Raw genomic sequence first — 23,097 nt, 5'->3', positions numbered from 1 at the left:
TAAATAAAGTGAGTCGCAGCCAAGCACTCGAACATTATAAAAGGTGATTATTAAGTTGGCCTGTTTTCACATTAAATATTTTTAATGGTTTTATTTTATTATAATAAATGCAATGATTTTAGCGTTAATGATTTGTATTTTATTTATTTTTAAACTGGTTTTTTGCCATTGCTTTTGTGGCGTGTTAATCACGATTGACTGGCTTTTATTCGTGATATTAGTAAGCGAAATCATGTAATTTATTGTTTTATTTGCTATTTTTTATTTTTGGCAAAAGGGGGGCGGAGCTGAGGCGGTTCGTAAGCGATAACGGAGTGGTATCTCAGCGAGCAAGTTCGGTTGCTTCTCTGCAAGAGATAACAGGCTGAATCATAAAAAATTATAAAGAATCTCTTATGTTGTATTATTATAAAAGAAATAATAATGAATAATAAGAAGTGAAGCTTATTGTGATTTCATGCATTTCTTTATTCGTAATTCTGCTGTTAACTTTCATAGGAGTATGACGTTTCAATTAAACTGCGATGAATGATCCGTTATTGGGCAATTAATGGATTAACTTTAATGAGATAATAAATGTGAAACGTTGATGTCGAGTGATACCCGAAATGAAAGACGCAACGAGAACCCTGTCTCGCTGTGGCTCGATCCTACGGGGAGGTAGCAGGTTAGCAGACGGCGGCTTTGACGAGTTCCACCACCAGCGGCGAAAGCTCGCCGCGCAGTGCAGCGCGTTCTGATTGGAACAGCGTGGCGACGTAAAAACGCCGCTCCGGCAGTTCGATGGCGCGCACGTCGCCTTCGGCATCGTGGCCGCTGATAATCAGCGGGAAGCGCTCAAGGTCGGCGACGAAGTCCGGAGCCACGCCAAAGTTGCAGTGGTAGCCTTCATGGGTGTTCAGGCTGCCGTAGGCCTGCGCGACACGGGTGTCAGGCTGAAAAACGATGTCGCCGGTTTTTTCCACCAGCGAGCAGCTCAGTGGGGCGATCACCAACCGGCCACCGCTGTCGGTTTCCGCATGGCCGGCATCGTGCCAGCCCATCACGTTGCGGGCGTACTCGATGATGGCGTACTGAAAGCCGCCGCAGGAACCGAGGAACGGCACGTCGTTTTCCCGCGCATGCCTGATCGCCATAAAGGCGCCGTCGTCGTGACAATATGGGCTGCCTGGCACCACCCAGATGGCATCGAAATCTTGCAGGACATCGGGGGAGGTCAGGGTTTCGGTCGGTAGCCACTGGGGCTGCACGTCGATGTCGAGATGGGCGGCGGTGAGCTGGAGCGCCACGGGGATGGCCTGATGGGCCACGGCTTGCGGGTTGTAATCACCGACCAGAGCAATGCGGACTTGAGCTTTCATCATTTCCTTTCCTGTGCGGGTAAAGAGGGAGATTACAGGAAAGCGAAATGTTGAGCCGCAGATTTTTTAAACGCGGCGCACAAAAAAGCCCGGCGTCGGCCGGGCTGGAAAATGGGGCTCAGTACAGCGACGGCGCGCCGACCGGCCGGGTTTTGAAGCGGCGATGCAGCCACAGATATTGCTCCGGCGCCCGCATGATCTCTTTTTCGATCACTTTGTTCATATAAGCCGCCGCCGCCTGTTCGTCGCTGAGCGGGTAGTCTTCCAGGGCCGGCTGGATCAGCAGGTCGTAGCCGCGGCCGCCTTCACGGCGGATCAGCACCACTGGCACCAGCGCCGGGTTGGCCATGCGCGCCAGCATGAAGGTGCCGCTGGTGGTGGCGGCCTGATCGACGGCGAACAGCGGCGCGAATACGCTGCCGCGCGGGCCGTAATCTTGATCCGGCGCGAACCAGACCGCCTCACCGCGCTTGAGTGCGTGCACCATGCCGCGCAGATCCTTGCGATCGATCATCGCCTTGTTGGAGCGCATGCGGCCCTTGGTTTGCGCCCACTCCATCGCCTTGTTGTTGTGCGGGCGGTACATCGCCATCATCGGCTGGCACAGGCCCATTGCCCGGCCGCCCAGCTCAAGCGACATAAAGTGCACGCCGATCACCAGCACGCCGCGGTCGTCACGCTGCGCCATTTTGAGGTGGTTGATGCCGGAGACGTTAAACCAGCGCTTAACGCGTTTATCCGACCAGAACCAGGCCATGCCGGTTTCCAGCAGGCCCATGCCGAGGGACTCAAAGTTGCCCACTACTTTACGTTCGCGCTGCGCTTCGTCCATCTCGGGGAAGCACAGTTCGAGGTTGCGACGGGTGATGGCGACGCGACGCTTAAGAAAGCGCATCGAGGTGCGCCCCATCCATACGCCAAGGCGGTTAAGCAGCGGGTAGGGGAGTTGCACCAGCAGGAACAACAGGGCCAGACCGAACCAGGTCAGCCAGTAGCGCGGGTGCAGCAAGGAAAGTTGAAATCTCTTTTGGCGTTTCATAGCAGCTCGTTTATGCGTTAGGGGGGTAGCAACCTGTAGCGCATAAAGGATCCACTCGATAGCGATACAACGACTCAGACACCCGGGGACGGCCAGGGTTTAGTCAGAATTCCATAATTGACTAAACATTTACATTCGAAGGGCGGTTTGCGCTGCTATCAGGCTTCGGAGGGATAGCTGTTGGCCAGCGGAGGCGGCTCTAGGAATGCGTATGTTAACACAGGGTACGGGGTTCAGAGGAGGAGAGGCATGCGAATATTCTCATTCGCATTGCCTCTGGATTGACGATTGGCGACGGTTTACAGGCTGGGGAGGATGATGGCGGCGAAAATGGCGGCGATCACCAGCCATTTCAGCAGGTAGTAACCGCGGCGATTACGCGCCTTCAGGCGCTGGCCGGCGTCGCGCACCGCGTTGACGTATTTGAAGATGCGGTTGATGCCGCCGGTGCGGTCCTGATCGTCGTTCGGCGAACTGGCCGCCGACATCAGCGTAGCGCCGACCCAGTGGTTGACCGCCTGCGCCCAGCGCCATTTCATTGGCCGCTCGACGTCGCAAAACAGAATGATGCGCGTCTGGTCGGTGGCGTTTTGCGCCCAGTGCACGTAGGTTTCGTCGAAGATCACCGCTTGGCCGTCGCGCCAGCTGTGCTGCTCGCCGTCCACTTCGATGAAGCAGCGATCGTCGTTAGGCGTCATCAGCCCCAGGTGGTAGCGCACCGAGCCGGCGTAAGGATCGCGGTGTTTACCCAAATGGCTGCCGGGCGGCAGCTCGGCGAACATCGCCGCCTTGACCGATGGGATGCGGTTGAGCAGCTCGACGGTTTTCGGGCACAGCGTTTGCGCCGAAGGGTGGCTGTCGCTGTACCATTTCAGATAGAAACGTTTCCAGCCGCGTTTGAAGAAGGTGTTGAAGCCGGCGTCGTTGTGCGACTGCGCCTTTTTGATGTGATCCTGCAAACGCACGGCTTCCTCGCGGATCACCTGCCAGTTGTCGGTCAGCGTTTGCAGCTCCGGGAAGCCTTTTTCGTCGAAATAGGGCTGTTTGGCGGGCAAACGCGAGAAACCGGTCATAAACATGTTGATCGGCCCCATAAACGTGGAGTGATCGAACAGCTGACGGGTAAGCTTTTGTTTCTCTTTGCCGCGGGAGTGTGCGTAGAGGAAGCTGATGATAAAAATGCCGATAATGATCGCGGCAACCATAGAATCCATCCCTGTTGGAGCTTGTTAAAAATTCGTACAAATTATAGTTTTATGACAGGAAAAATTTAACTTTTTCGTGCGCTTTCCCTGCGTGTGCTGCTTGTTGGCATAAAAAATCAATAAAATGATTTGTAATGAAATTTTATATCGATTTTTTTGGTTTTAGTCCTATTCTTAAATCGTTCAAGGGGTGTTTCATGCCATCTTGTTTCATGACGAATGGCACGTATCTGAGAAAAGAGGGACTTATGAAAAAATCAATCATTGCCTTGTCTGCACTGCTGCTCGCTTCCCCGGTGTTCGCTGCTGAAACCGCGACCGACACCGCCGCTCACGCCAGCAACGAAGTTGTCGCCGAGGCGCACAAAGGGGCGGATACCGCCAAAGAAAAGCTGCACCAGTCTCAGGACAAGGGTGAAGAGCTGAAGCTGAAAGCCAAGCATGCCGCCGAAGGCAAGAGCGACAGCGTCGGCAGCAAAGTGAGCGAAGGTTCGCAAAAGGCCTGGCACTCCACCAAACAGGGATCGGAGAAGGCTTGGGACAAGACCAAGCAAGGGGCGGAAAGCCTCAAGAACAAAGTGACCGAGTAAGGTCTCCGCTTTACCCCAAGGGCCGCGCTGCGGCCTTTTTTATTGCCTGCAATCCAGAGCCGATGCCCCGCTTTGTCGCCCCGATTAAAACGTGAGAGTATTCTTCATCGATTGGCGACTCAATCGTAAGCAAGAAGGAAGCGCTATGAAATCCCACTGGATAAGGCGGTTATTGACACCCCCACCAGCCTGGACAGGCAGAGCATCGGTTATCTTGGGCCTGCTGGTGTTTGTGGTGTTGAGCGGGCTGGATAGCCTGGGCGTGGATTTGGACGGGTGGAAGCGCTACGTGATGATCGCGGGCGTGGCGGGTATTTGCTATTTCTTTGCCGGATATATCGATAAGCGCATTCCGCGCAAATCCTTGCCAATGTAGGCACAAGTCAGAAAAAGAAAAAGGCGCTTATCAAATGAGATAAAGCGCCTTTTCAACACGTTAACTGACTAGTATCAGTTCATGCCGTATTTTTTCAGCTTCTTGCGCAGCGTGCCGCGGTTGATGCCCATCATCAGGGCTGCGCGGGTCTGGTTGCCACGGGTGTATTGCATCACCATGTCCAACAGTGGCTGTTCAACTTCAGCCAGTACCAGCTCATACAGGTCATTTACGTCTTGACCGTTCAGTTGAGCAAAATAGTTCTTCAGTGCTTGTTTAACCGAGTCACGCAGAGGCTTTTGAGTCACCTGATCTTGTGAGTTAACGGTAGAAACGGTCAGTACGTCAGAATTTACGCGTTGTTCGAACATAGTTCTGTCAGCTCTTTTTTTACGCTAAGATTTTCGAAATATGCCTCCAACGCCTCCAGCTGTTCGCTGGCATCCTCTATGGCGTTGAATGTGCGCCGAAACTGGTCATTCGGAGCGTGTTCCTGGAGATACCAGGACACGTGCTTACGAGCAATCCGGAATCCCTTGCCTTGGCCATAGAAGCCGTGCAATTCCCGAATGTGCCCAATCAACAAGCGCTTCACCTCGCCAAGCGGCAGCGGCGGCAGCAACTCCCCAGTGTCCAGATAATGCTGGATTTCCCGGAAGATCCAGGGTCTCCCCTGAGCAGCGCGGCCTATCATCAGGGCATCAGCCCCGGTGTAGTCGAGCACTGCTCTGGCTTTATGCGGGTCAGTAATATCCCCATTCGCGATAATCGGAATGGAAACACTCTGCTTAACTGCCCGAATGCTGTCGTATTCCGCGTCGCCGTTAAACAGACAGGCGCGGGTTCGGCCGTGAATCGTCAGGGCCTGAATACCACAGTCTTCGGCCAGTTGGGCAATCTCTACACAGTTACGGTGCTCTGGCGCCCAGCCGGTGCGAATCTTCAGCGTTACCGGCACATCCACCGCGTCAACCACCGCGTGGAGGATCCGTTTTACCAGATCCGGGTACTGCAACAAGGCGGACCCGGCAAGCTTCCGGTTCACTTTTTTGGCCGGGCATCCCATATTGATGTCGATGATCTGCGCGCCGCTGGCCACGTTGATACGCGCGGCGGCGGCCATATCATCAGGATCGCATCCGGCAATCTGCACGGAGCGGATCCCTGGTTCATCGCTATGCACCATACGCAGACGCGACTTATCCGTCCGCCACACCTCCGGGTTGGAGGAGAGCATTTCGGATACAGCCATCCCAGCACCCATTGCATGACAGAGGGTTCTGAACGGGCGATCTGTAATACCGGCCATCGGGGCCGCAATCAGGCAATTAGTAAGCTGGTGGTGTCCAATGCGCATAGACAAAGAGTGACCATACTGTGTCCGCAAGGGCGCGTATATTACGCATTTTTGCGCCGAGATGAAAGGCCAAACTTTAACCAATCGGCTCGCTATTAGGGCAAAAAATGCGCTGCGCAGTGATTCATGAAAATATTGTATATATTTTACAAAGAGTTGACGAAAAGTGCTTATTTTGTGTGCGGTAAAATATTCACCTTTACGCAGGATATTATCTGCATTCGCCCGCTATTTTTGCCGGGATAACCTGCCTGGAAGGCGCATTGTCAGGGCGATCCATCGTTGAAAGGCAAAAAATTGCATAAAATTTTGTCTTGCCCGTGGGGCGATCGCCGGACAAAAAAAATCCACCGGCGCGGGGCCGGTGGATGAGGGAGCAATATACCGTGACGCTTACTTACGGCGGCCGGTGATGCGGCACCACTCTTCACGCTCGGCGACCGGATCGAGCGTGAACTTTTCTTCGTAGGCTTGTGCAACGCTGCTCGCCTGGCTGGCCAGCACGCCGGACAGCCCCAAATGACCGCCGGCCTTCGGCAGGCAACCGATCAGCGGCGCCAGTTCGCGCAGCGGGCCGGCGAGGATGTTGGCGACCACCACGTCCGCCAGCAGGTCGGCAGGCTGGTCTTTCGGCAGATACAGCTCCAGACGCTCTGAAACGCCGTTACGCTGCGCGTTGTCGCGGCTGGCCTGAATAGCCTGGGGATCGATGTCGATGCCGATAGCGCGCGCCGCACCCAGCTTCAGCGCGGCGATCGCCAGGATGCCGGAGCCGCAACCGAAGTCGATGACGGTTTTGCCGGCCAGATCGAGGCCGTCCAGCCACTGCAGGCACAGCGCGGTGGTCGGGTGGGTACCGGTGCCGAACGCCAGGCCCGGATCGAGCATCACGTTGACCGCGTCGGGATCCGGCACGTCACGCCAGCTCGGGCAGATCCACAAGCGCTCGCCGAAGCGCATCGGGTGGAAGTTGTCCATCCACTCGCGCTCCCAGTCCTTGTCTTCCAGCTGTTCTATCTTGTGGCGGAAACCGGCGCCCAGCAGCGGGTGCTGTTCCAGCATCGCCACCACCTCGGCCATATCGGTTTCGGCGTCGTACAGGCCGATCACATCGGTATCGCCCCACAGCAGGGTTTCACCCGGCAGCGGCTCGAACACCGGGTTATCGTGGGTGTCCTGGAAGGTCACCGACACGGCGCCGCTTTCCACCAGCGCGTCGCTCAGGTCTTCCGCCTGGCTGCCGGTGGTGTTCAGTTTGAGTTGGATCCAAGGCATAGCAATTCTCTTCAAGAGGGTAATGATGACGCCGCCCGGCGCTTTTCGCCGACGACGTTACCGAGATAAAACGCCAACAGGCTGAGCAACAGCGAAGGCACGATAGGATGCAGCCCCGCCGGTTGCAGGTTGAAGCTGGCCAATAGCGTATAGCATACCGCACCCGACACCATTGAGCTAAGCGCTCCCTGAGCATTGGCGCGTTCCCAATACAGGCCCAGCACCAGCGGCCACAGGAAGACCGCCTCCAGCCCACCGAAAGCCAGCAGGTTGAGCCAGATAATCATCTCCGGTGGGCGCCAGGCCGCCAGCAGCACCAGCAGGCCGAGGATCAGCGTGGTCAGGCTGGAGAAGCGCTTGATCAGCCGCTCGTTGTGGATCTGCTGCGGACGCACGCCAAGGTAGAGATCCTTGATGATGGTGGCGGAGGATTGCAGCAACTGGGCGTTGATGGTCGACATGATCGCCGCCATCGGCGCCGCCAAAAAGATCCCGGCGGCGTACGGCGGCAGCACGGTGATCATCAGCGTCGGGATCACCTGGTCGGGGATCTTGAGATCCGGCAACACCGCGCGGCCGAGCGCGCCGGCCAGGTGCATGCCGAACATCAGCACCGCCACCACCACGGTGCCGAGCAGAATACCGCGATGCACCGCCTTGCTGTCCTTGTAGGAGATGCAGCGCACGGCGGTGTGCGGCAGGCCGATCACCCCGAAGCACACCAGGATCCAGAATGACGCCATAAACGGCAGGCTGAGGATCTGATCGCCGCCCTGCGGCGACACCAGCGCCGGATCGATCTGCTGCAGTTTGCTCACTGCGCTGTCCAGTCCGCCGGCGGCATGGATCACTGCCACCAGCAGCAGCACGGTGCCGAGCAGCATCACCAGCCCCTGCATGGCGTCGTTCAGCACGCTGGCGCGGAAGCCGCCGAAGGCGGTGTACAGCGCGATGCTGATGCCGAAGATCAACAGGCCGGTGTCGTAAGGAATGCCGGCGGCGGTCTCCAGCAGGCGTGCGCCGCCGATGAACTGCACCGTCATGGCGCCGAGGAACGCCACCAGCAGGCTGAGGCTGGCCAGCCACACCAGCAGGCGGCTTTGGTAGCGGCCATACAGCATGTCATTGAGAGTAATGGCGTTGTAGCGCCGCGCCAGGATGGCGAATTTCTTGCCCAGCACGCCGAGCGACAGCCACACCGCCGGCAGTTGGATCATCGCCAGCAGCACCCAGCCCAGGCCGTATTTGTAGGCGGCGCCCGGCCCGCCGATAAACGAACTGGCGCTGATGTAGGTGGCGGTCAGGGTCATCGCCAGCACAAAGCCGCCCATCGAGCGGTTGCCGAGGAAATATTCGCTGAGGAAGTTTCCGTTCTGGCGGCGCCGATAGGCGTACACCGACAGGCCGAACACCAGCAACAGGTAGGCGACCAGCGGCAGGATCACTTCAGTTTGCATCGCGGTCCTCCAGCGAAATGTCGCGGAACACCGTGCGCACCATCAGCCAGCACAGGCCGATGAACAGCAGCGGCACCAGCAGGCAGGCCATTTCGAACCAGTGCGGCAGGCCGGTGACGCCGATGGCGCTGTCCGGCAGGTAGGCCGCCAGCCCCCAGGCCAGCAGGTAGAGCAGCGTCAGCCCCAGCGCCCAGCGCGCTTCGCGGTGCGCCTGAATAAAGCGTTTGTCCATCAGTGTCCCCCATAGGTTTACGATGATGGCTTGTGACAAGAACAGATGAAGGAACAGGATTGTACGGAATGTGCGGCGTTTGGCTAATAAATTATTCACCTTTCCGGTGAACGCAACGGAGCGATGGAAAGAAAAGAGGGGGTAAATATATAAATTTTTACCGGTTTATTTCGATGAGAAAATAATTAAAGAGAATGGGAAAAGGAATGGGCTTTATATTGGTTGGCGCAACCGGAATCGAACCAGGTGACCTCTGTGAAGTATGACACAGCGCTCTACCACTGAGCTACACGCCTGCAATAAACAAATTTATAACATCTCCTAATCATTTATGTAAATAGATTTCTTTTATTTTTTGGCATTAAATAAATCGTTCGATTAAATAATGACCCGCATATCCTTCGCTATTTATTTACTGTGATTAATATCACGATAAAGTCGCCCCGTTAATACGTTTAAACAAGGGCGGCGTTAATTAGCGGGTTAACAATGTCACGCGGTTATCGTTCTTTTCTCAGATATTCTTTCCGAAATAGTATAAAGAACGATGACGCCGATGCATAAAAAGAACATCACGGCATACAGGGCGCCACCGCCACCTTGTTTTAACAGCAAACCGCCGACAAAAGGAGCGAGCGCCAGGCCAAATTCGTAAAACGTGGCGGCACCGAAGTAAGCCCCTTTTAGGTTAGCCGGCGCCATACGATCAATTTGTATATTGAGCGTAGGGAACAGGATGACTTCGCCGAGGCTGAGCAGGAACATGGCGACCAACCACAGCAGCCAGCTTTCACTGGAAACCAGCAGGAAGACAATTTGTGAAAGCGCGAGAAAGAACACGCCCAGGCTGGTTTTCAGTGCCAATGACATGCGACGGGTAAAGCGCTCGGTGAAATACTGCAGCGTTATCACCGTGGCTGCATTGATGAATATCAGCACGCTGAGCAGGTATTCGGGGTTGTACACCTGGCTGATCATGAGGTATTGCGGCAGCGTCACGTCGATCTGCCCGTAGACCAGCATCACCAAAATGTTGGCGACTACCAACACCTTGAACGCCTGATCGTTCCAGATAATCCGCAAAGAGCCAATGAATGAGAAGGTGGCGTTGCGCGTTTCTTTACCGTGCCCCGCTTTGAATACCGCGAGCACCAGCAGCAAATAGCAAAGGAACGACAATGCGGTAACGAAGAAGGTGGCCTTCTGCGCCGTCAGCCCGAGAGCGACACCCACTAATGGGCCTACGGCTGCGCCCACGTTCATCAGGAAGTAGCGGATGTTCAACGCGCGTTCTCGCTCTTGCCTGTCATGGAGAATATCGCCGATCACCGCTTTGCTGGCGGGTTCGATCAATGAGCGCGAAATGCCATTGAGTAAAATACCGACAAAATACCACGCCGGTGAGTTGGCCAACGCAAGTACGCTAAATGAAATGATAGCGGCAATTGCACCAAGAATAATCAACGTGCGACGGCCATATTTGTCTGATGCGCCACCGAAGAGATAGCCGAAAGAAATAGACACGATAAGTGATACGCTCATCATGACGCCGATTTCCACCGGAGTCATCGCGTAGTTATTTCTCATGAGAATGGTAATGAATGGCCAAATCATGAAAAAGCAGGCGCGCGTCAAAAACGTCCCGATAAAGATAACCCATATTTCTTTTGGGAAATAAGGGATGAATGTTGACCTCAAGGCGGTTTCTCCTTAAATGTTGCTCGTCGTCTGTTGAACCGAGTGTATTACACCTTTTCCAAACTTTCCTTTTCCCATCGGTTAGCCAGAGTGAGTAACGGCGTCACTCCGGCTTCTCTAATCCTCGCGATGAGATTTTTCCGCTGATCGAAGATAACCGGATGCGGGCTGATGCCTTGAATAATCGCGGCGACAGTCGCCGAGACTGGCGCGCTATGCGCCAGCGTTGGAATCGCCAGAACGTTCATGCAGTATTCGAACATGGAATCGACGGAGTTCAATTTACCCAACATCAAGAACGTCATTTCATCTCCGACGAGGGTAGCGCCAAGGCTGTCGAATATCATTTTGACTTGCGCCACGGGCTTCTCTTTCAGATGGAAACTGAGCAGTGCGCGGAACTGGTCGCGATTCAGACGGCCCTGTTTCATCTCGTCATTCAGCATGGCGAGTGCCTGGCGTACATAATTTTCCTCTTCGTTGAACAGATCTGCCGAAGCACAGCGGAAATGCTGTTTGAGGAAATACCAGTGAAAGACATATTTGCCGTCGAATTCAAGGCGAACAACGTTGGTGAAGTCTTCCAGATCGTGCCGTTCCGGGTGGAAGTCGCTGAGATCGCAACGAATATCGATGCCGGAAGAGGAGGCGATTCGGCGGCAAATGGTGGTGATATCAGCTTCGCCCAATAGCGCTTGCAGCATATGCTGCATGTTGTTGCCGCCGGCGGCCAACTCGCAATAGGCGTCTTTACCTGGCGTCAGGTATTTGATTCGGTTGTCGCGCGCATTGAGTGATGAGGCAATTTCAGCCCACTGGTTATGTACTTCCTGGCTTCTGATCGTTTCCAAACGAGGGTTTTTTTCATAGAACGCGATGACGCGCGGATCGACAGCCAGACCGCTGCGTTTGAGTATTCCGGCGTCAAGCTGCGCGCTTGCTTGGTTTTTCACCAGGACATTGATGAAGTTGCGCAGCGAACTCTCCCCGCAATCTGAGAACGAGACGTCAGAATCCGGCGCGGGGCGGCAGGTTTTGGTGATGCACAGCGGCGGAAAATAGCGGCCGTACACTTCGCGATCGTAATAGTCATGGCAGCGATCGGGGAAGTGCGTCTCGCCCGTCGCCGTTTCGCCGAACAGCTCCCCGCTCAGTTCCCGCAGTTGCTGCATGTAGGCGGTCAATTTGCCGAAGTTACCCTTGCATTTCAGCCACAGCGCCGCGTTGAGCAAATGAAACACCTCTCTGTCGTGCTCGGCGGTGCGGCTGGCCGCGATCAGTAAACGACATAAATTGTGCAACTCGGCCAGCAAGCTGTCGCGATCGGCACAGTGGATACCGACGTAATCCTGCACACGTCGCGGCAGATAGCGGTGATACTTGTTGAAAGGCAGATGCAATGCAATGAAGTCAGCGCTGAATCCCTCGGTTTGCAGCCGTGCGACGGTGCTTTCGGTAAAATTTTCCGCCAGCATGCTGGCGCGCAAGGTGGCTTCATCTTTTTGCTGGCGGGCATGTTCGACGGCGGCCTGCGCGTTTTGCCAGGCGGGGAACAGGCCGGCTTGATGCACGGCTTCTTGCTGCGCCGCATTCAGGCGTGCTTCCAGCTCGGTGATTTCGGCATTGAGCGCCAGCAGCTGCGCCTCTTTATTCTCAGCAGCGCTCTTGCCCAGCGTTTTTTTGCCGGCTTTGAGCGCGGCGATCGCGGCTCGACATTGTTGGATCGGCGCCTGCTGCGCTTTAACGGCGTTTTCCGCCTGTTGCAGGATCTGATTCAGCGCTTTTTCTTGCGCTTTCAAATGGGCGCCGAGGGAGAGCGCTTCGCGTTCTGCGGCTGCGATCTGCGCTTTTGTGTCCTCGAACTGTTGCAGTACGCTGTCGCAAAGCCGGCGTATTTGCACAGAAAGCCGATGTTGCTGCTCAATGGCAGCGTGAAAGTCCGTTTCATCTCGTACATGCTGATATAACGAGGCGATATCATTGTCGGTGAAACGCGGGCTGCTCATGAAAGCCACCAGCCGTGCAAGGGTAGAGGGGGAAAACCAGGTGAACGGATTCTTCACCTCTTTGCTTACGTCAAACTCGACCAGGTCAGTACGGTAGAACAACGCGCGCGCCACCTGGCCGATCGGGTGTTCGGCGCCAAGAAAACGGTAATACTTTTCCGCGAGTTCGTTGTTGCACCACAGCACCCCGTACAGTGGCGAAAGAAAACGATACTCAGGGCGTAACGGCATGTAGAGATCGCGGAAAATCTGTCTGGTTTGATCGGTCGTCATCAGCTAAAACCTTGGATGATGTTTTTTAACTTGAGCGCCGCCTGGTGGATTTGTTGTTGCTCATCCTGATTGGGCATCAGCGACAGCGGCGTAAAGACGCCGTCGCGCAGAGCCAGCGGCCAGGACATGAACACGCCCAGTTCCGGCAGCCAGACCGAACCGCAGCAGGGGGTTTCGTCCCGTTGGATGATGCGCTCAAGCAAGATAAGAATGGAGGCGGCCGGGCCATATTTAGGAGGGCGCCGCATTTTGTGAAATATGTCCAACCCTTGATTGCGGGTATCGGTGACGATTTGCGCCAGCGCCTGCGCCGAAAGTAGCTGGTTCAGCGGTCCCTCGTCGGTTGTTACCTGGCTGAGCAAGGGCACCAGCCCGGCGCCGTGCTCGCCGCAGACTGTCAGGCTACGCGCGTCGATGCGCTGCATGTCGATCCCGGAAATGCGGCAGATGCTTTTCAGCAGCCTGGCGGTGTTGTGCGCGGCGCCGATGCCTATCACCCGGCAGCGAGAGTCGAGCAGGATTTTATCGATGTAATAGCTGATGCTATCCACCGGATTGACCGCATTGATGATGTGACAGCCGGGAGCAATGAAGGGTTTGGCTCGGCTAAAAATGGCCTCGCTGAGCCGTACGTGATCGTCCAGCAACGCCTGGCGGTCATGCATCGGAAAGGTTGAAGGCACGCCATAGCAACAGAGGATCACGTCAGCCCCGTCGATGTGGCGGTAGTCATCCGTCACAACAATCTTGGGTAAAGACGTTCGGTTATGGCGTGAGAAGAGCGCTTCCGCCAGCAGGCCATCAAGAATATCTTCGCAAACGGCTGAATACTTTTCGGTATTTCGGCAGATGATCACGACTTCATTGACGCTGCCACGTCGCTCGGTCGTACTTAACAGCGCGTTTAGCGTCTCTTGCCCAATGCCGCCGAATCCCAATAAAACAATTTTCATGACCGCTCCTGATGACCTGCCCGGCTTATGCTTCGATCAGTTCGGCCAGTCTTGCATACTGCTTCTCAACCATACTCCACCCTTTATCGAGTACGGCTTTGACACGCTGGAATTGTTCTTCGGTCATCCCCTTGAAGAACGCTTTATCCACTTCCTGATGATCGCCATCGAATTCGGAGTGATCCTCGAAATGGTTCTGTTTGCTCGGATCGAACACGTGTTTGATGTTGTTATAGAACACGAAAGCCGAACCTTCGATGACAAAGTGCACCAGGATAGCCTGTTCCAGATTATCCAGCGTGATCATCTGGTGGTTGAACCAGATGCACAGTGCTTCAAAGATCGCGTCTTCGCGAACCTGGAGGTTGTCGCGGCTGTTGCGCAGCACCTCGTCATGGCCGAATTCTTCTTTCAGATGTTCACTGAAGAAACGCGAGAAGCGAACGTCTTCACACAGTGCGCTACGCAGCAGCACCATTTTTTGGAACTGATCGGACAGGATCTGCAGGTAGTCCAGGAACAAGGATTTTTTCGCCTCGGAGAACGTTTTATCCTTGGCGAATGCGGTAAAGATCGGGTTGTCCTGGTAGCGCTCGATGTAGCGGGCGTTATGCGCTTTAAGCTGATGGTAGTAAGCGTAGGGATCTTGATCGAAAGTCACCAGCGGCTTGCTGGGATCTTCATAGAGCCCGCGCTCCTCAAACTGGATTGACAGCCCCCAGTAGCCGTTGTCGCCCGCGCCGATGAAGCCGTGATCCGCGCCTGGCGGAATGCAGATGACATCGCCTGGAACGGCCCGGCGGTCAACGCCGTCTCCCAGCAGGATCGCTTCCCCTTCACAAATGATATACAGCGAAGATATTGGATGAACATGCACATCCAGCTTTTCGTTTTTTGCCAGACGCACCCAGCTTACTGCCAGGCGTGCCTGTTCGGGAATAAAGCGGTTCATTTCCTCATTGGCGCGGAAATTCTTCACTTCGCCCAAAAGCTTCTCAATCCCGTTTTCCTTAATGCTTTTTATGGTTTCCATGTCAGCACGGTGGTACAGGGAAAACACGGGCTTACGGTCGTATTCAGTTACATGGCTCATTAAGACATTACTCATCTAAGTCAATAAAAAGGATAAATAAAAAGAGAAAAAGAGCGCGCTGCATTCGATCGACGGCGACAATAGCACGGGCTATCACCGAGCGGATGTGATCGGGGTCAAGCTTTGTAATTAATACGTTAATTTTGTTAAAGCTTATAGCGTGTAAAAATGCGATGGATTGAGTTTTTCCCTTGCTAATATTTATTTGTAAGCTATGAGTTAAATATTTTTTGTTTAAAAACAGTTTGTTATGTTTTATGTGGTGATGTGGGGGGCGGGCTGGATAAATGTGAAGAGAAAGTTATATGTGAAGATTTGATTCTATTTTGCGCGGTTGAACGAAAAAATCAGGCGGGCGCGAGAAAAGAAAAAGGCCGGTGATTAACCGGCCTTTCGTCAGACGATGCTGCGTGGCTGCCTTAGGTTTCCTGCAGACCCAGCTTCTTCTCCAGATAGTGGATGTTGGTGCCACCGTGCTGGAAGTTTTCGTCGTTCATGATCTTCTGCTGCAGCTCAACGTTGGTTTTGATGCCGTCGATGATCAGTTCAGCCAGGGCGTTTTTCATGCGGGCGATCGCCACGTCACGGTTTTCGCCGAAGGTGATCAGTTTGCCGATCATGGAGTCATAGTACGGCGGTACGGTATAACCGGCGTAGATATGAGATTCCCAACGCACGCCGAAACCGCCTGGCGCGTGGAAGCGGGTGATCTTGCCCGGGCTCGGCAGGAAGGTGTTCGGATCTTCGGCGTTGATGCGGCATTCTACCGCGTGGCCGTGGATCTTCACTTCTTCCTGTTTGATCGACAGCGGCTGACCGGCAGCGATGCGCAGCTGCTCTTTGATCAGATCCACGCCGGTGATCATTTCGGTAACCGGGTGCTCTACCTGAATACGGGTGTTCATTTCGATGAAATAGAACTCGCCGTTTTCATACAGGAACTCGAAGGTGCCCGCACCGCGGTAGCCGATTTCCACGCAGGCTTTCGAGCAGCGCTCGCCGATGTAGCGGCGCATTTCGCTGGTGATGCCCGGCGCCGGCGCTTCTTCGACCACTTTCTGGTGGCGGCGCTGCATGGAGCAGTCGCGCTCGGCCAGATAGATGGCGTTGCCCTGGCCGTCGGCCAATACCTGAATCTCGATGTGACGCGGATTCTCCAGGTATTTTTCCATGTACACCATGTCGTTGTTGAAAGCCGCTTTGGCTTCCGCTTTCGTCATGTTGATGGACTGCTCAAGGTCTTTGTCGCTGCGCACCACGCGCATGCCGCGACCGCCGCCGCCGCCGGAGGCCTTGATGATCACCGGATAACCGATGCGCTTGGCGAAGGCACGGTTTTTATCCATGTCGTCGGTCAGCGGGCCGTCGGAGCCCGGCACGCATGGCACGCCGGCTTTTTTCATGGCGTTGATCGCGGAAACCTTGTCGCCCATCAGGCGGATGGTTTCGGCTTTCGGGCCGATGAAGATGAAACCGGAGCGTTCAACCTGCTCGGCGAAGTCGGCGTTCTCGGACAGGAAGCCGTAGCCCGGGTGGATCGCCACCGCGCCGGTGATTTCCGCCGCCGAGATGATGGCCGGGATGTTCAGGTAGCTTTTTACCGATGGCGCAGGACCGATGCAGACGGTCTCGTCGGCCAGCAGCACGTGTTTCAGATCGCGGTCGGCCGCGGAGTGAACCGCAACGGTCTTGATGCCCAGTTCTTTACAGGCACGCAGGATGCGAAGCGCGATCTCGCCGCGGTTGGCGATAACAATTTTATCAAGCATGGGGGCGCCTCGTTATTCGATGACGACCAGCGGCTCGTCATATTCGACCGGCTGGCCGTTTTCCACCAGGATGGCTTTCACGACGCCGGACTTGTCCGCTTCGATCTGGTTCATCATTTTCATGGCTTCAACGATGCACAGGGTATCGCCGGCGTTCACTTTCTGGCCCACTTCCACGAAGGCTTTCGCGTCCGGGCTTGGGGTGCGGTAGAAGGTGCCTACCATTGGGGAACGAACGACGTGGCCACTCACGGCCGCCGGTGCTGCAGGGGTTTCTGCCGCAGGCGCGGTGGCAACGGCGGTAGCCAGGGCTGGCTGCTGCTGTGCCGGCATCGCGTAAGCCTGCTGCATGACGGGATAAGCCTGCGCCGGTGCGGCACGGCTGATGCGAACCGATTCTTCGCCTTCAGAGATTTCCAGTTCAGAAATGCCTGATTCTTCAACCAGTTCGATCAGTTTCTTGATTTTACGAATATCCATGAGTGTGATTCCGTACTCTTTTTGTGGAGCAATTAGTGGGTTTTCGACAGACGGTTAACCGCTGCCTGTAAAGCGAAAGCGTAGCCATCCGCGCCGAGGCCGCAAATCACGCCTACCGCTACGTCTGAGAGATAAGAGTGATGGCGGAAAGGTTCGCGGGCGTGCACGTTGGACAGGTGGATCTCGATGAACGGGATCTGCACCGCCAGCAACGCATCGCGCAACGCCACGCTGGTGTGCGTGAACGCCGCCGGGTTTATCAGAATGAAATCGGTGTTGCCGCGCGCCTGATGGATGCGATCGATCAGCTGATGCTCGGCGTTGGACTGCAGATGGCTCAGGGTAATATCCAATGCGGATGCCTGGTTTTCCAATCCGTTAACAATCTCTGTCAGCGTCGTGCTGCCGTACTTCTCCGGCTCACGCGTCCCCAGCAGATTGAGATTGGGGCCGTTCAGAAGCAAAATGTGAAACTTATCCGCCATTGTGCTGGTATCTCCGGCAATAAAACCATCATCGTAGAAAATAACCCGATGTTACCGATTTGTCACCTGTTAAGGGGCAAATTCACCCTGAGAACAGAAACAAGGTCGGGCATTATAACGATATCGTAGCAATTCGCAGCTAAATACTGGTCTTATCAGCGAAGATATTCAACCCCAAATCGACCAACTCGGGGTTCCGTGACAGGAATATGAGCGCTGGAACACAGAAAAAGTTCCCGCCGGCGGCGTGCGTTTTTCAACGACAATCCCGCGCGCCGCCGCGCGATTCAGCGCCACCAGGCGCGGAATTTCTTGTAGCGCAGGCCCAACAGCGCCACCGCCAGCAGCGCGTAAATGAACGGCTGGGGGGAAAAGGTTTTGACCGACCACAGGTAGTGGATGGGGGCAAGGATCGCCGCCAGATAGACGAAGTTGTGCAACGTTTGCCATTTGGCGCCCAGTTTGCGCATCGCCCACAGCGTCGAGGTGGCCGCCAGCGCCAGCAGGATCAGCCAGGTGAGGATGCCGAGCGTCAGATAAGGGCGGTTCACCAGCTCGCTGCCCAGCAGGCCGAGATTGCTCAGCCCCAGCTCCAGCGTGGAGTAGCTTATCAGGTGCAGCGTGCCCCAGGCAAAGCACCACAGCCCCACCAGACGGCGGCAGCGGATCAGCAGCGGCTGGCGGGCGTAGCGCGCCAGCGGGGCGATCATCAGCGTGGCCAGCAGCAGTTTCAGCGTCATCCTGCCGGTAAAATGCTGGATGTCCTTGGATGGATCGGCGCTGAACCAGCCTTGATCCACCGCCAGTACCAGCCAGAGAAAGGGCAAAAACGCCGCCAGATGCAGGGCGGCTTTCAGCCATTTGATATGAACAGGCGTCAGGCGCACTTAGAAATTCTCCCGCAGATCCATGCCGCGATACAGCGACGCCACCTGATCGGCATAGCCGTTGAACAGCAGCGTCGGTTGGCGTTTGACGTCGAGAATGCCGCCGGAGCCGATGAAGCGCTCGGTGGCCTGCGACCAGCGCGGATGATCGACGTGCGGATTCACGTTGGCGTAAAAACCGTACTCGTTCGGCGCGGATTGGTTCCAGGTGGTCGGCGGCTGATCGCGCACCAAACGGATATGCACGATCGATTTGATGCCTTTGAAGCCGTATTTCCACGGCGTGATCAGTCGCAGCGGCGCGCCGTTTTGCGGCGGCAGGGTTTTGCCGTACACGCCGACGGTCAACAGCGCCAGCGGATGCATCGCCTCGTCCAGCCGCAGCCCTTCGACGTAGGGATATTTCAGGCCGCCGCCGATAAAGCGATCTTTCTGGCCGGGCATCTGCTCCGGAGCGTACAGCGTCTGGAAGGCTACGTAACGCGCGTTGCTGTTCGGTTCGGCCAGCTTGAGAAGCTTGCCCAGCTCGAAACCGATCCACGGCACCACCATCGACCAGGCCTCGACGCAGCGCATGCGGTAAATGCGCTGCTCCAGCGGGAAACGCTTCATCAGATCGTCGATATCCAGCGTTATCGGTTTCGCCACTTCGCCGTCGATGCGCACTTTCCAGCCTTCGGTTTTCAGCCCGCCGGCGTTGGCGGCCGGATCGGCTTTGTCGAGGCCGAACTCATAGAAGTTGTTGTAGCCGGTCACCTTGTCTTCCGGCGTCATCGCCAGCTGCGCCTGCCAGGCGACCGGTTTGCTGAATGCCAGCGCTTTGCCCGGTGGCGCCTTGGGGCGATCGTTGCCCTTGAACCACGACAGCAGGTCCGCCCGCGCGCCGGCAGGCAGCGCCAGCGTAGCGGCGCTGATGCCGAGCGCCTGCAGCACCTTGCGCCGCTGATGGAACACGCTCTCCGGCGTGACGTCGGCCTCGGTTAATTTCGGGTGTTTGTTCATGCTTATGTTCTCCGCGACTGATTCCCGCCGCCTGTAAGCGGCAAACGGGTCTCCATGAAATAAGCATGGCGCTAAAGCCGGCCGGAAGCGAGGGGGCGCGGGAAAATATGAAATTTCGCAGAAGCGGGAACTCCCCCCGTCGCCGAGGGGAGAAGGTCAGCGGATTTTCACCAGGGTGCGGCCGGTGATTTGGTTGTTCAGCAGCGCGGCGGCGGTGGCCGGCGCCTGTTCGAGGGTGATTTCGTGCGTGGCCTGCTGATAGAAACTGTCCGGCAGAATGCCGGCCAGCCGTTCCCAGGCGGTTTGGCGGCGGTGCAGCGGCGTATGCACTGAATCCACGCCCTGCAGACGCACGTTGCGCAGAATGAACGGCATCACGGTGGTCGGCAACTGATAACCGCCCGCCAGGCCGCAGGCGGCGACGGTGCCGTTATAGTTCATCTGTGCCAGCACCCGCGCCAGCAGTTTGTCGCCGACGGTGTCCACTGCGCCGGCCCACAGCTGTTTCTCCAGCGGACGCGGCGTGTCGATATAGCCATCGCGCGACATCACCTCTTTGGCGCCGAGCGCTTTCAGGTACTCGGTATTGCTGTCGCGGCCGCTGATGGCGGTCACCCGGTAACCCAGCGCTGCCAGCAGGGCGATAGCGGTGCTGCCCACGCCGCCGCTGGCGCCGGTGACCAGGATATCGCCGTCGTCCGGGTGCACGCCGCCTTCCTCCAGCGCCATCACGCACAGCATGGCGGTAAAGCCGGCTGTGCCGATGATCATCGCCTTGCGCTCATCCAGCCCGTTCGGCAGCGGCACCAGCCACTCACCGGAGACGCGCGCCTGCTCGGCCAGGCCGCCCCAGTGGTGTTCGCCTACGCCCCAGCCGGTGAGCACCACGCTTTGCCCCTCTTTGAAGCGATCGTCGCGGCTGTGGCGCACGGTGCCGGCGAAATCGATGCCCGGCACCATTGGGAAGTTGCGCACGATCTTGCCTTTGCCGGTGATCGCCAGCGCATCCTTATAATTTAGGCTGGACCAGTTGATGTCGACGGTAACATCGCCTTCCGGCAACCGATCGCTGCCGATATCTTTGATATGAGCCAGAGTTTGGTCGTCTTGTTGTTCCAATAACAGTGCACGCATGTCACTCTTCCTCTCGTTTACACTTTTCTATCAATGGCTGAATCACATTTATTTGACTATATGCATAATAAGCGGCCCAAGTCCTGATAAAGGACAAAAACGGCGCTTGCAGGTTTTATTCCTCGGCAAGGCTTGTTAGGGTTGGACGGCTCCTTTTGGCTACAGGGGCACACTCACTTAACCATAGCGGACAAGGCACAGGGATGCGATTTACCACCAAACTCTCTGCATTGATCACTCTGTTGGTCGCACTGGCGATGTTTTTGATGCTGATGGGATGCTCATACAGCTTCTTTTACGTTACCCAGGATCGCCAGGAGCGCCGCTTGGATTCGCTGGTTACCACTCTCGATCAAGCCATGCTGAGCGAGCCGCCGCAGGAGCAGGAGAAATGGTTGCCCATCGTCATGCGCACGCTCGGCATCGTGTCGATCCGCATAGAGGCCGGGACCAGCCAACTGCTCGACTATAAATTGCCGACGGTCAAAAAAGAGCACTGGGATGCGCTGAACGGCTATCGTCAGGTCTCGCGCCCCCTGTTGCAGCACCCGGGCAGCACGCTGTACATCACCTACCTCGATCCCTTCGCCAGCGACGTGCGTACGCTGCAATCCACCGCCGCCGTCACGCTGTCGATTGTCGTCATGGTGGTGATTTTGCTGTTCAGCCTGCGCTGGCTGCGTGAACAGGCCGACGGCGAAGATCGTCTGGAACGCCGCGCGCGGCGCATTCTGAACGGCGAGCGTGAAAACGTCATGCAGGGCGACGTGCGTGAGTGGCCGGCCAACGTCAGCGGCGCGCTCGACCGCCTGCTGGCCGATCTGGCGGAAGCGCGGGAAGAGCGCAGCCGGGTCGATACGCTGATCCGCGCCTTCGCCGCGCAGGACGCCAAAACCGGGCTGAATAATCGCCTGTTCTTCGATAACCAATTGACCACTCAGCTGGAAGATGAAGGCTCGCACGGCATCGTGATGATGGTGCGGCTGCCCGATTTCGAGACCCTGCGCGAGACGCACGGCAGCGTGGCGGTGCAGGAGCTGATGTATTCGCTGGTCAACCTGCTGTCTACCTTCGTGATGCGCTACCCGTCGGCGCTGCTGGCGCGCTACTTCCACAGCGATTTTACCGTGTTGTTGCCGCATCGAACCCTGAAGGAGGCCGACGGCATCGCTTCACAGCTGGTCAACGCCATCGATGCATTGCCTTCCACGGCGCTGATCGATCGCGAGGCCTTCCTGCACATCGGCATCGTGGCGTACCGCAGCGGTCAAACCACCGAGCAGGTGATCGACTATGCGGAGCAGGCGACGCGCCACGCTACGCTGCAGGGCGAAAACGGGTGGTATGTGTACGACAGCCAGGTGCCGGAAAAGGGGCGCGGCAGCGTCAAGTGGCGCACGCTGCTGGAACAGGTGCTGGCGCGCGGTGGCCCGCGGCTGTATCAGAAACCGGCGGTGACCGTGGAAGGCGAGGTGCACCATCGCGAGATCATGAGCCGGATCTATGACGGCACCCAGGAATTGCTGCCGGCGGAATATATGCCGCTGGTGCAGCAGCTGGGGTTGGCGGAGAGTTACGATCGCCAACAGGTGAGCCGCATCATTCCCTTGTTGGCGCAGTGGCCCGAGGAAACGCTGGCGTTCCCGCTGTGCGTAGACTCGATTTTGCAGCGCTCTTTCCAGCGCTGGCTGCGGGATACGCTGTTGCAGTGCGAAAAAAGTCAGCGTCGACGAATTCTGATTGAACTTGCGGAGGCAGATGTGTGTCAACATATCGACCGTTTGCGTCCGGTGCTGAGGCTGTTGTCAGGGCTGGGCTGCCGCCTGGCGGTGTCCAAAGCGGGTTTAACCGTGGTCAGTACGTCCTATATCAAGTCGCTGCAGGTGGAGATCGTCAAGCTCCACCCGGGGTTGGTGCGGAGCATCGATAAGCGGGACGAAAACCAGCTGTTCGTGCAGAGCCTGACCGGCGCCTGCGCGGGTACGCGCGCGCAGGTGTTCGCCGCCAGCGTACGTACGCGCAACGAATGGCAGACGCTGAAAGAGCGTGGGATCCATGGCGGGCAGGGCGACTTTTTCGCGTCGCCGGAACCGATCGACGCGGGGCGTAAAAAATATTCACGTCGTTATCGCGTTTAAGCTGATTGCCGGACAAAAATTGACGTAGAATGAGCGCCGGATCCATCTGGGCCATGTCACCCGTCATTTTGGAGTTTTCTCCAATCTGCCTGCGACAATGACGCCTATTTGAGATAGGCTCTTGTCAGCTTTTATCTGGTTGGCGTTGGTAGGTGCTTACCATCGGCGGCAATCAGGGAATATGTTAGATTTTATGAGCTGTGTTACGCCGTTTCGTGCGTTGACAGGGTGGTAAACTGAGCCTTTGTTCAGGGAATTCAGGCCTCATCCAATTTCCGTGCATTCGA

At 56.3% G+C, this 23,097-nt stretch carries 21 protein-coding genes and 1 tRNA gene; 3 read left to right on the top strand and 19 right to left on the bottom strand.

The window, feature by feature from the left end; genetic code table 11:
- Positions 1-668: 668 nt before the first annotated feature.
- The 3 genes from GT753_RS17315 to lpxO all read right to left on the bottom strand — a co-directional run bounded on the left by GT753_RS17315 (position 669) and on the right by lpxO (position 3,605).
- Entirely contained in the window at positions 669-1,361 is a 693-nt protein-coding gene (locus tag GT753_RS17315; protein ID WP_031300256.1) for a CTP synthase, read from the bottom strand.
- Positions 1,362-1,479: 118 nt separating this feature from the next.
- Positions 1,480-2,400 (bottom strand): kdo(2)-lipid IV(A) palmitoleoyltransferase, encoded by a 921-nt coding sequence (lpxP, locus tag GT753_RS17310; protein WP_004936843.1) that lies wholly within the window; start codon positions 2,398-2,400, stop codon positions 1,480-1,482.
- 299 nt (positions 2,401-2,699) lie between these two features.
- A complete protein-coding gene (gene lpxO / locus GT753_RS17305) occupies positions 2,700-3,605 on the bottom strand; it encodes a lipid A hydroxylase LpxO (protein ID WP_004936848.1) in 906 nt (301 codons plus the stop codon).
- Between the two features lie 248 nt (positions 3,606-3,853).
- Here lpxO and GT753_RS17300 point away from each other — a divergent pair, with 248 nt between their 5' ends.
- Both GT753_RS17300 and GT753_RS17295 read left to right on the top strand, forming a co-directional pair.
- Complete coding sequence (locus tag GT753_RS17300) at positions 3,854-4,195, top strand: hypothetical protein (protein WP_004936850.1); 342 nt, start codon at positions 3,854-3,856, stop codon at positions 4,193-4,195.
- Between the two features lie 145 nt (positions 4,196-4,340).
- Positions 4,341-4,571: a hypothetical protein gene (locus GT753_RS17295; protein WP_126180945.1), complete on the top strand. Its 231-nt coding sequence runs from the start codon at positions 4,341-4,343 to the stop codon at positions 4,569-4,571.
- Between the two features lie 74 nt (positions 4,572-4,645).
- Here the strand turns inward: GT753_RS17295 and fis are convergent, their stop codons facing one another.
- The 16 genes from fis to GT753_RS17215 form a co-directional block, all read right to left on the bottom strand.
- Positions 4,646-4,942 carry a DNA-binding transcriptional regulator Fis gene (fis, locus tag GT753_RS17290; protein WP_000462905.1) on the bottom strand — a complete coding sequence of 99 codons (297 nt, stop codon included), beginning with the start codon at positions 4,940-4,942 and terminating at the stop codon, positions 4,646-4,648.
- Positions 4,924-5,928: a tRNA dihydrouridine synthase DusB gene (gene dusB, locus GT753_RS17285; RefSeq protein ID WP_004936856.1), complete on the bottom strand. Its 1,005-nt coding sequence runs from the start codon at positions 5,926-5,928 to the stop codon at positions 4,924-4,926. Before dusB ends, fis begins: the two co-directional genes overlap by 19 nt.
- A 393-nt stretch (positions 5,929-6,321) precedes the next feature.
- A complete protein-coding gene (prmA, locus tag GT753_RS17280) occupies positions 6,322-7,203 on the bottom strand; it encodes a 50S ribosomal protein L11 methyltransferase (RefSeq protein ID WP_033636181.1) in 882 nt (293 codons plus the stop codon).
- 11 nt (positions 7,204-7,214) lie between these two features.
- Complete coding sequence (gene panF / locus GT753_RS17275; RefSeq protein ID WP_004936863.1) at positions 7,215-8,660, bottom strand: sodium/pantothenate symporter; 1,446 nt, start codon at positions 8,658-8,660, stop codon at positions 7,215-7,217.
- Positions 8,650-8,892: a YhdT family protein gene (locus GT753_RS17270; RefSeq protein ID WP_004936865.1), complete on the bottom strand. Its 243-nt coding sequence runs from the start codon at positions 8,890-8,892 to the stop codon at positions 8,650-8,652. The genes panF and GT753_RS17270 overlap by 11 nt, the downstream gene beginning before the upstream one ends.
- Positions 8,893-9,111: 219 nt before the next feature.
- A tRNA-OTHER gene (locus tag GT753_RS17265) sits at positions 9,112-9,188 on the bottom strand.
- Positions 9,189-9,384: 196 nt separating this feature from the next.
- Positions 9,385-10,590, bottom strand: a complete 1,206-nt coding sequence (locus tag GT753_RS17260; RefSeq protein WP_004936868.1) for an MFS transporter — start codon at positions 10,588-10,590, stop codon at positions 9,385-9,387.
- Positions 10,591-10,637: 47 nt separating this feature from the next.
- Entirely contained in the window at positions 10,638-12,869 is a 2,232-nt protein-coding gene (locus GT753_RS17255; protein WP_160125792.1) for a hypothetical protein, read from the bottom strand.
- Positions 12,869-13,822, bottom strand: coding sequence for a hypothetical protein (locus tag GT753_RS17250; RefSeq protein ID WP_015379200.1), 954 nt, complete (start codon positions 13,820-13,822; stop codon positions 12,869-12,871). The genes GT753_RS17255 and GT753_RS17250 overlap by 1 nt, the downstream gene beginning before the upstream one ends.
- A gap of 25 nt (positions 13,823-13,847) precedes the next feature.
- Positions 13,848-14,915, bottom strand: a complete 1,068-nt coding sequence (locus GT753_RS17245) for a cupin domain-containing protein (RefSeq protein ID WP_004936880.1) — start codon at positions 14,913-14,915, stop codon at positions 13,848-13,850.
- Between the two features lie 419 nt (positions 14,916-15,334).
- Positions 15,335-16,684, bottom strand: coding sequence for an acetyl-CoA carboxylase biotin carboxylase subunit (accC, locus tag GT753_RS17240; RefSeq protein WP_004936886.1), 1,350 nt, complete (start codon positions 16,682-16,684; stop codon positions 15,335-15,337).
- A gap of 12 nt (positions 16,685-16,696) precedes the next feature.
- Positions 16,697-17,164, bottom strand: a complete 468-nt coding sequence (gene accB, locus GT753_RS17235) for an acetyl-CoA carboxylase biotin carboxyl carrier protein (protein WP_004936889.1) — start codon at positions 17,162-17,164, stop codon at positions 16,697-16,699.
- A 32-nt stretch (positions 17,165-17,196) separates the two neighbouring features.
- Complete coding sequence (gene aroQ, locus GT753_RS17230) at positions 17,197-17,649, bottom strand: type II 3-dehydroquinate dehydratase (RefSeq protein WP_004936891.1); 453 nt, start codon at positions 17,647-17,649, stop codon at positions 17,197-17,199.
- Between the two features lie 287 nt (positions 17,650-17,936).
- Entirely contained in the window at positions 17,937-18,536 is a 600-nt protein-coding gene (gene msrQ, locus GT753_RS17225; protein ID WP_004936895.1) for a protein-methionine-sulfoxide reductase heme-binding subunit MsrQ, read from the bottom strand.
- Positions 18,537-19,538: a protein-methionine-sulfoxide reductase catalytic subunit MsrP gene (msrP, locus tag GT753_RS17220; protein WP_160125791.1), complete on the bottom strand. Its 1,002-nt coding sequence runs from the start codon at positions 19,536-19,538 to the stop codon at positions 18,537-18,539.
- Positions 19,539-19,694: 156 nt separating this feature from the next.
- The gene (locus GT753_RS17215; protein WP_021505125.1) at positions 19,695-20,672 is read right to left on the bottom strand and encodes an MDR family oxidoreductase; all 978 of its coding nucleotides are present in this window, start codon (positions 20,670-20,672) and stop codon (positions 19,695-19,697) included.
- A gap of 203 nt (positions 20,673-20,875) precedes the next feature.
- Between GT753_RS17215 and csrD the strand changes: the two genes are divergently transcribed.
- Positions 20,876-22,810, top strand: a complete 1,935-nt coding sequence (gene csrD / locus GT753_RS17210; RefSeq protein ID WP_015379197.1) for an RNase E specificity factor CsrD — start codon at positions 20,876-20,878, stop codon at positions 22,808-22,810.
- Positions 22,811-23,097 lie beyond the last annotated feature (287 nt).

Source organism: Serratia sp. Z4, assembly GCF_009900725.1.
Taxonomy (GTDB): domain Bacteria; phylum Pseudomonadota; class Gammaproteobacteria; order Enterobacterales; family Enterobacteriaceae; genus Serratia; species Serratia nematodiphila.
The sequence above is the reverse complement of the archived record's forward strand: the minus strand, read 5'-3'. Positions and strand labels throughout refer to the sequence as shown.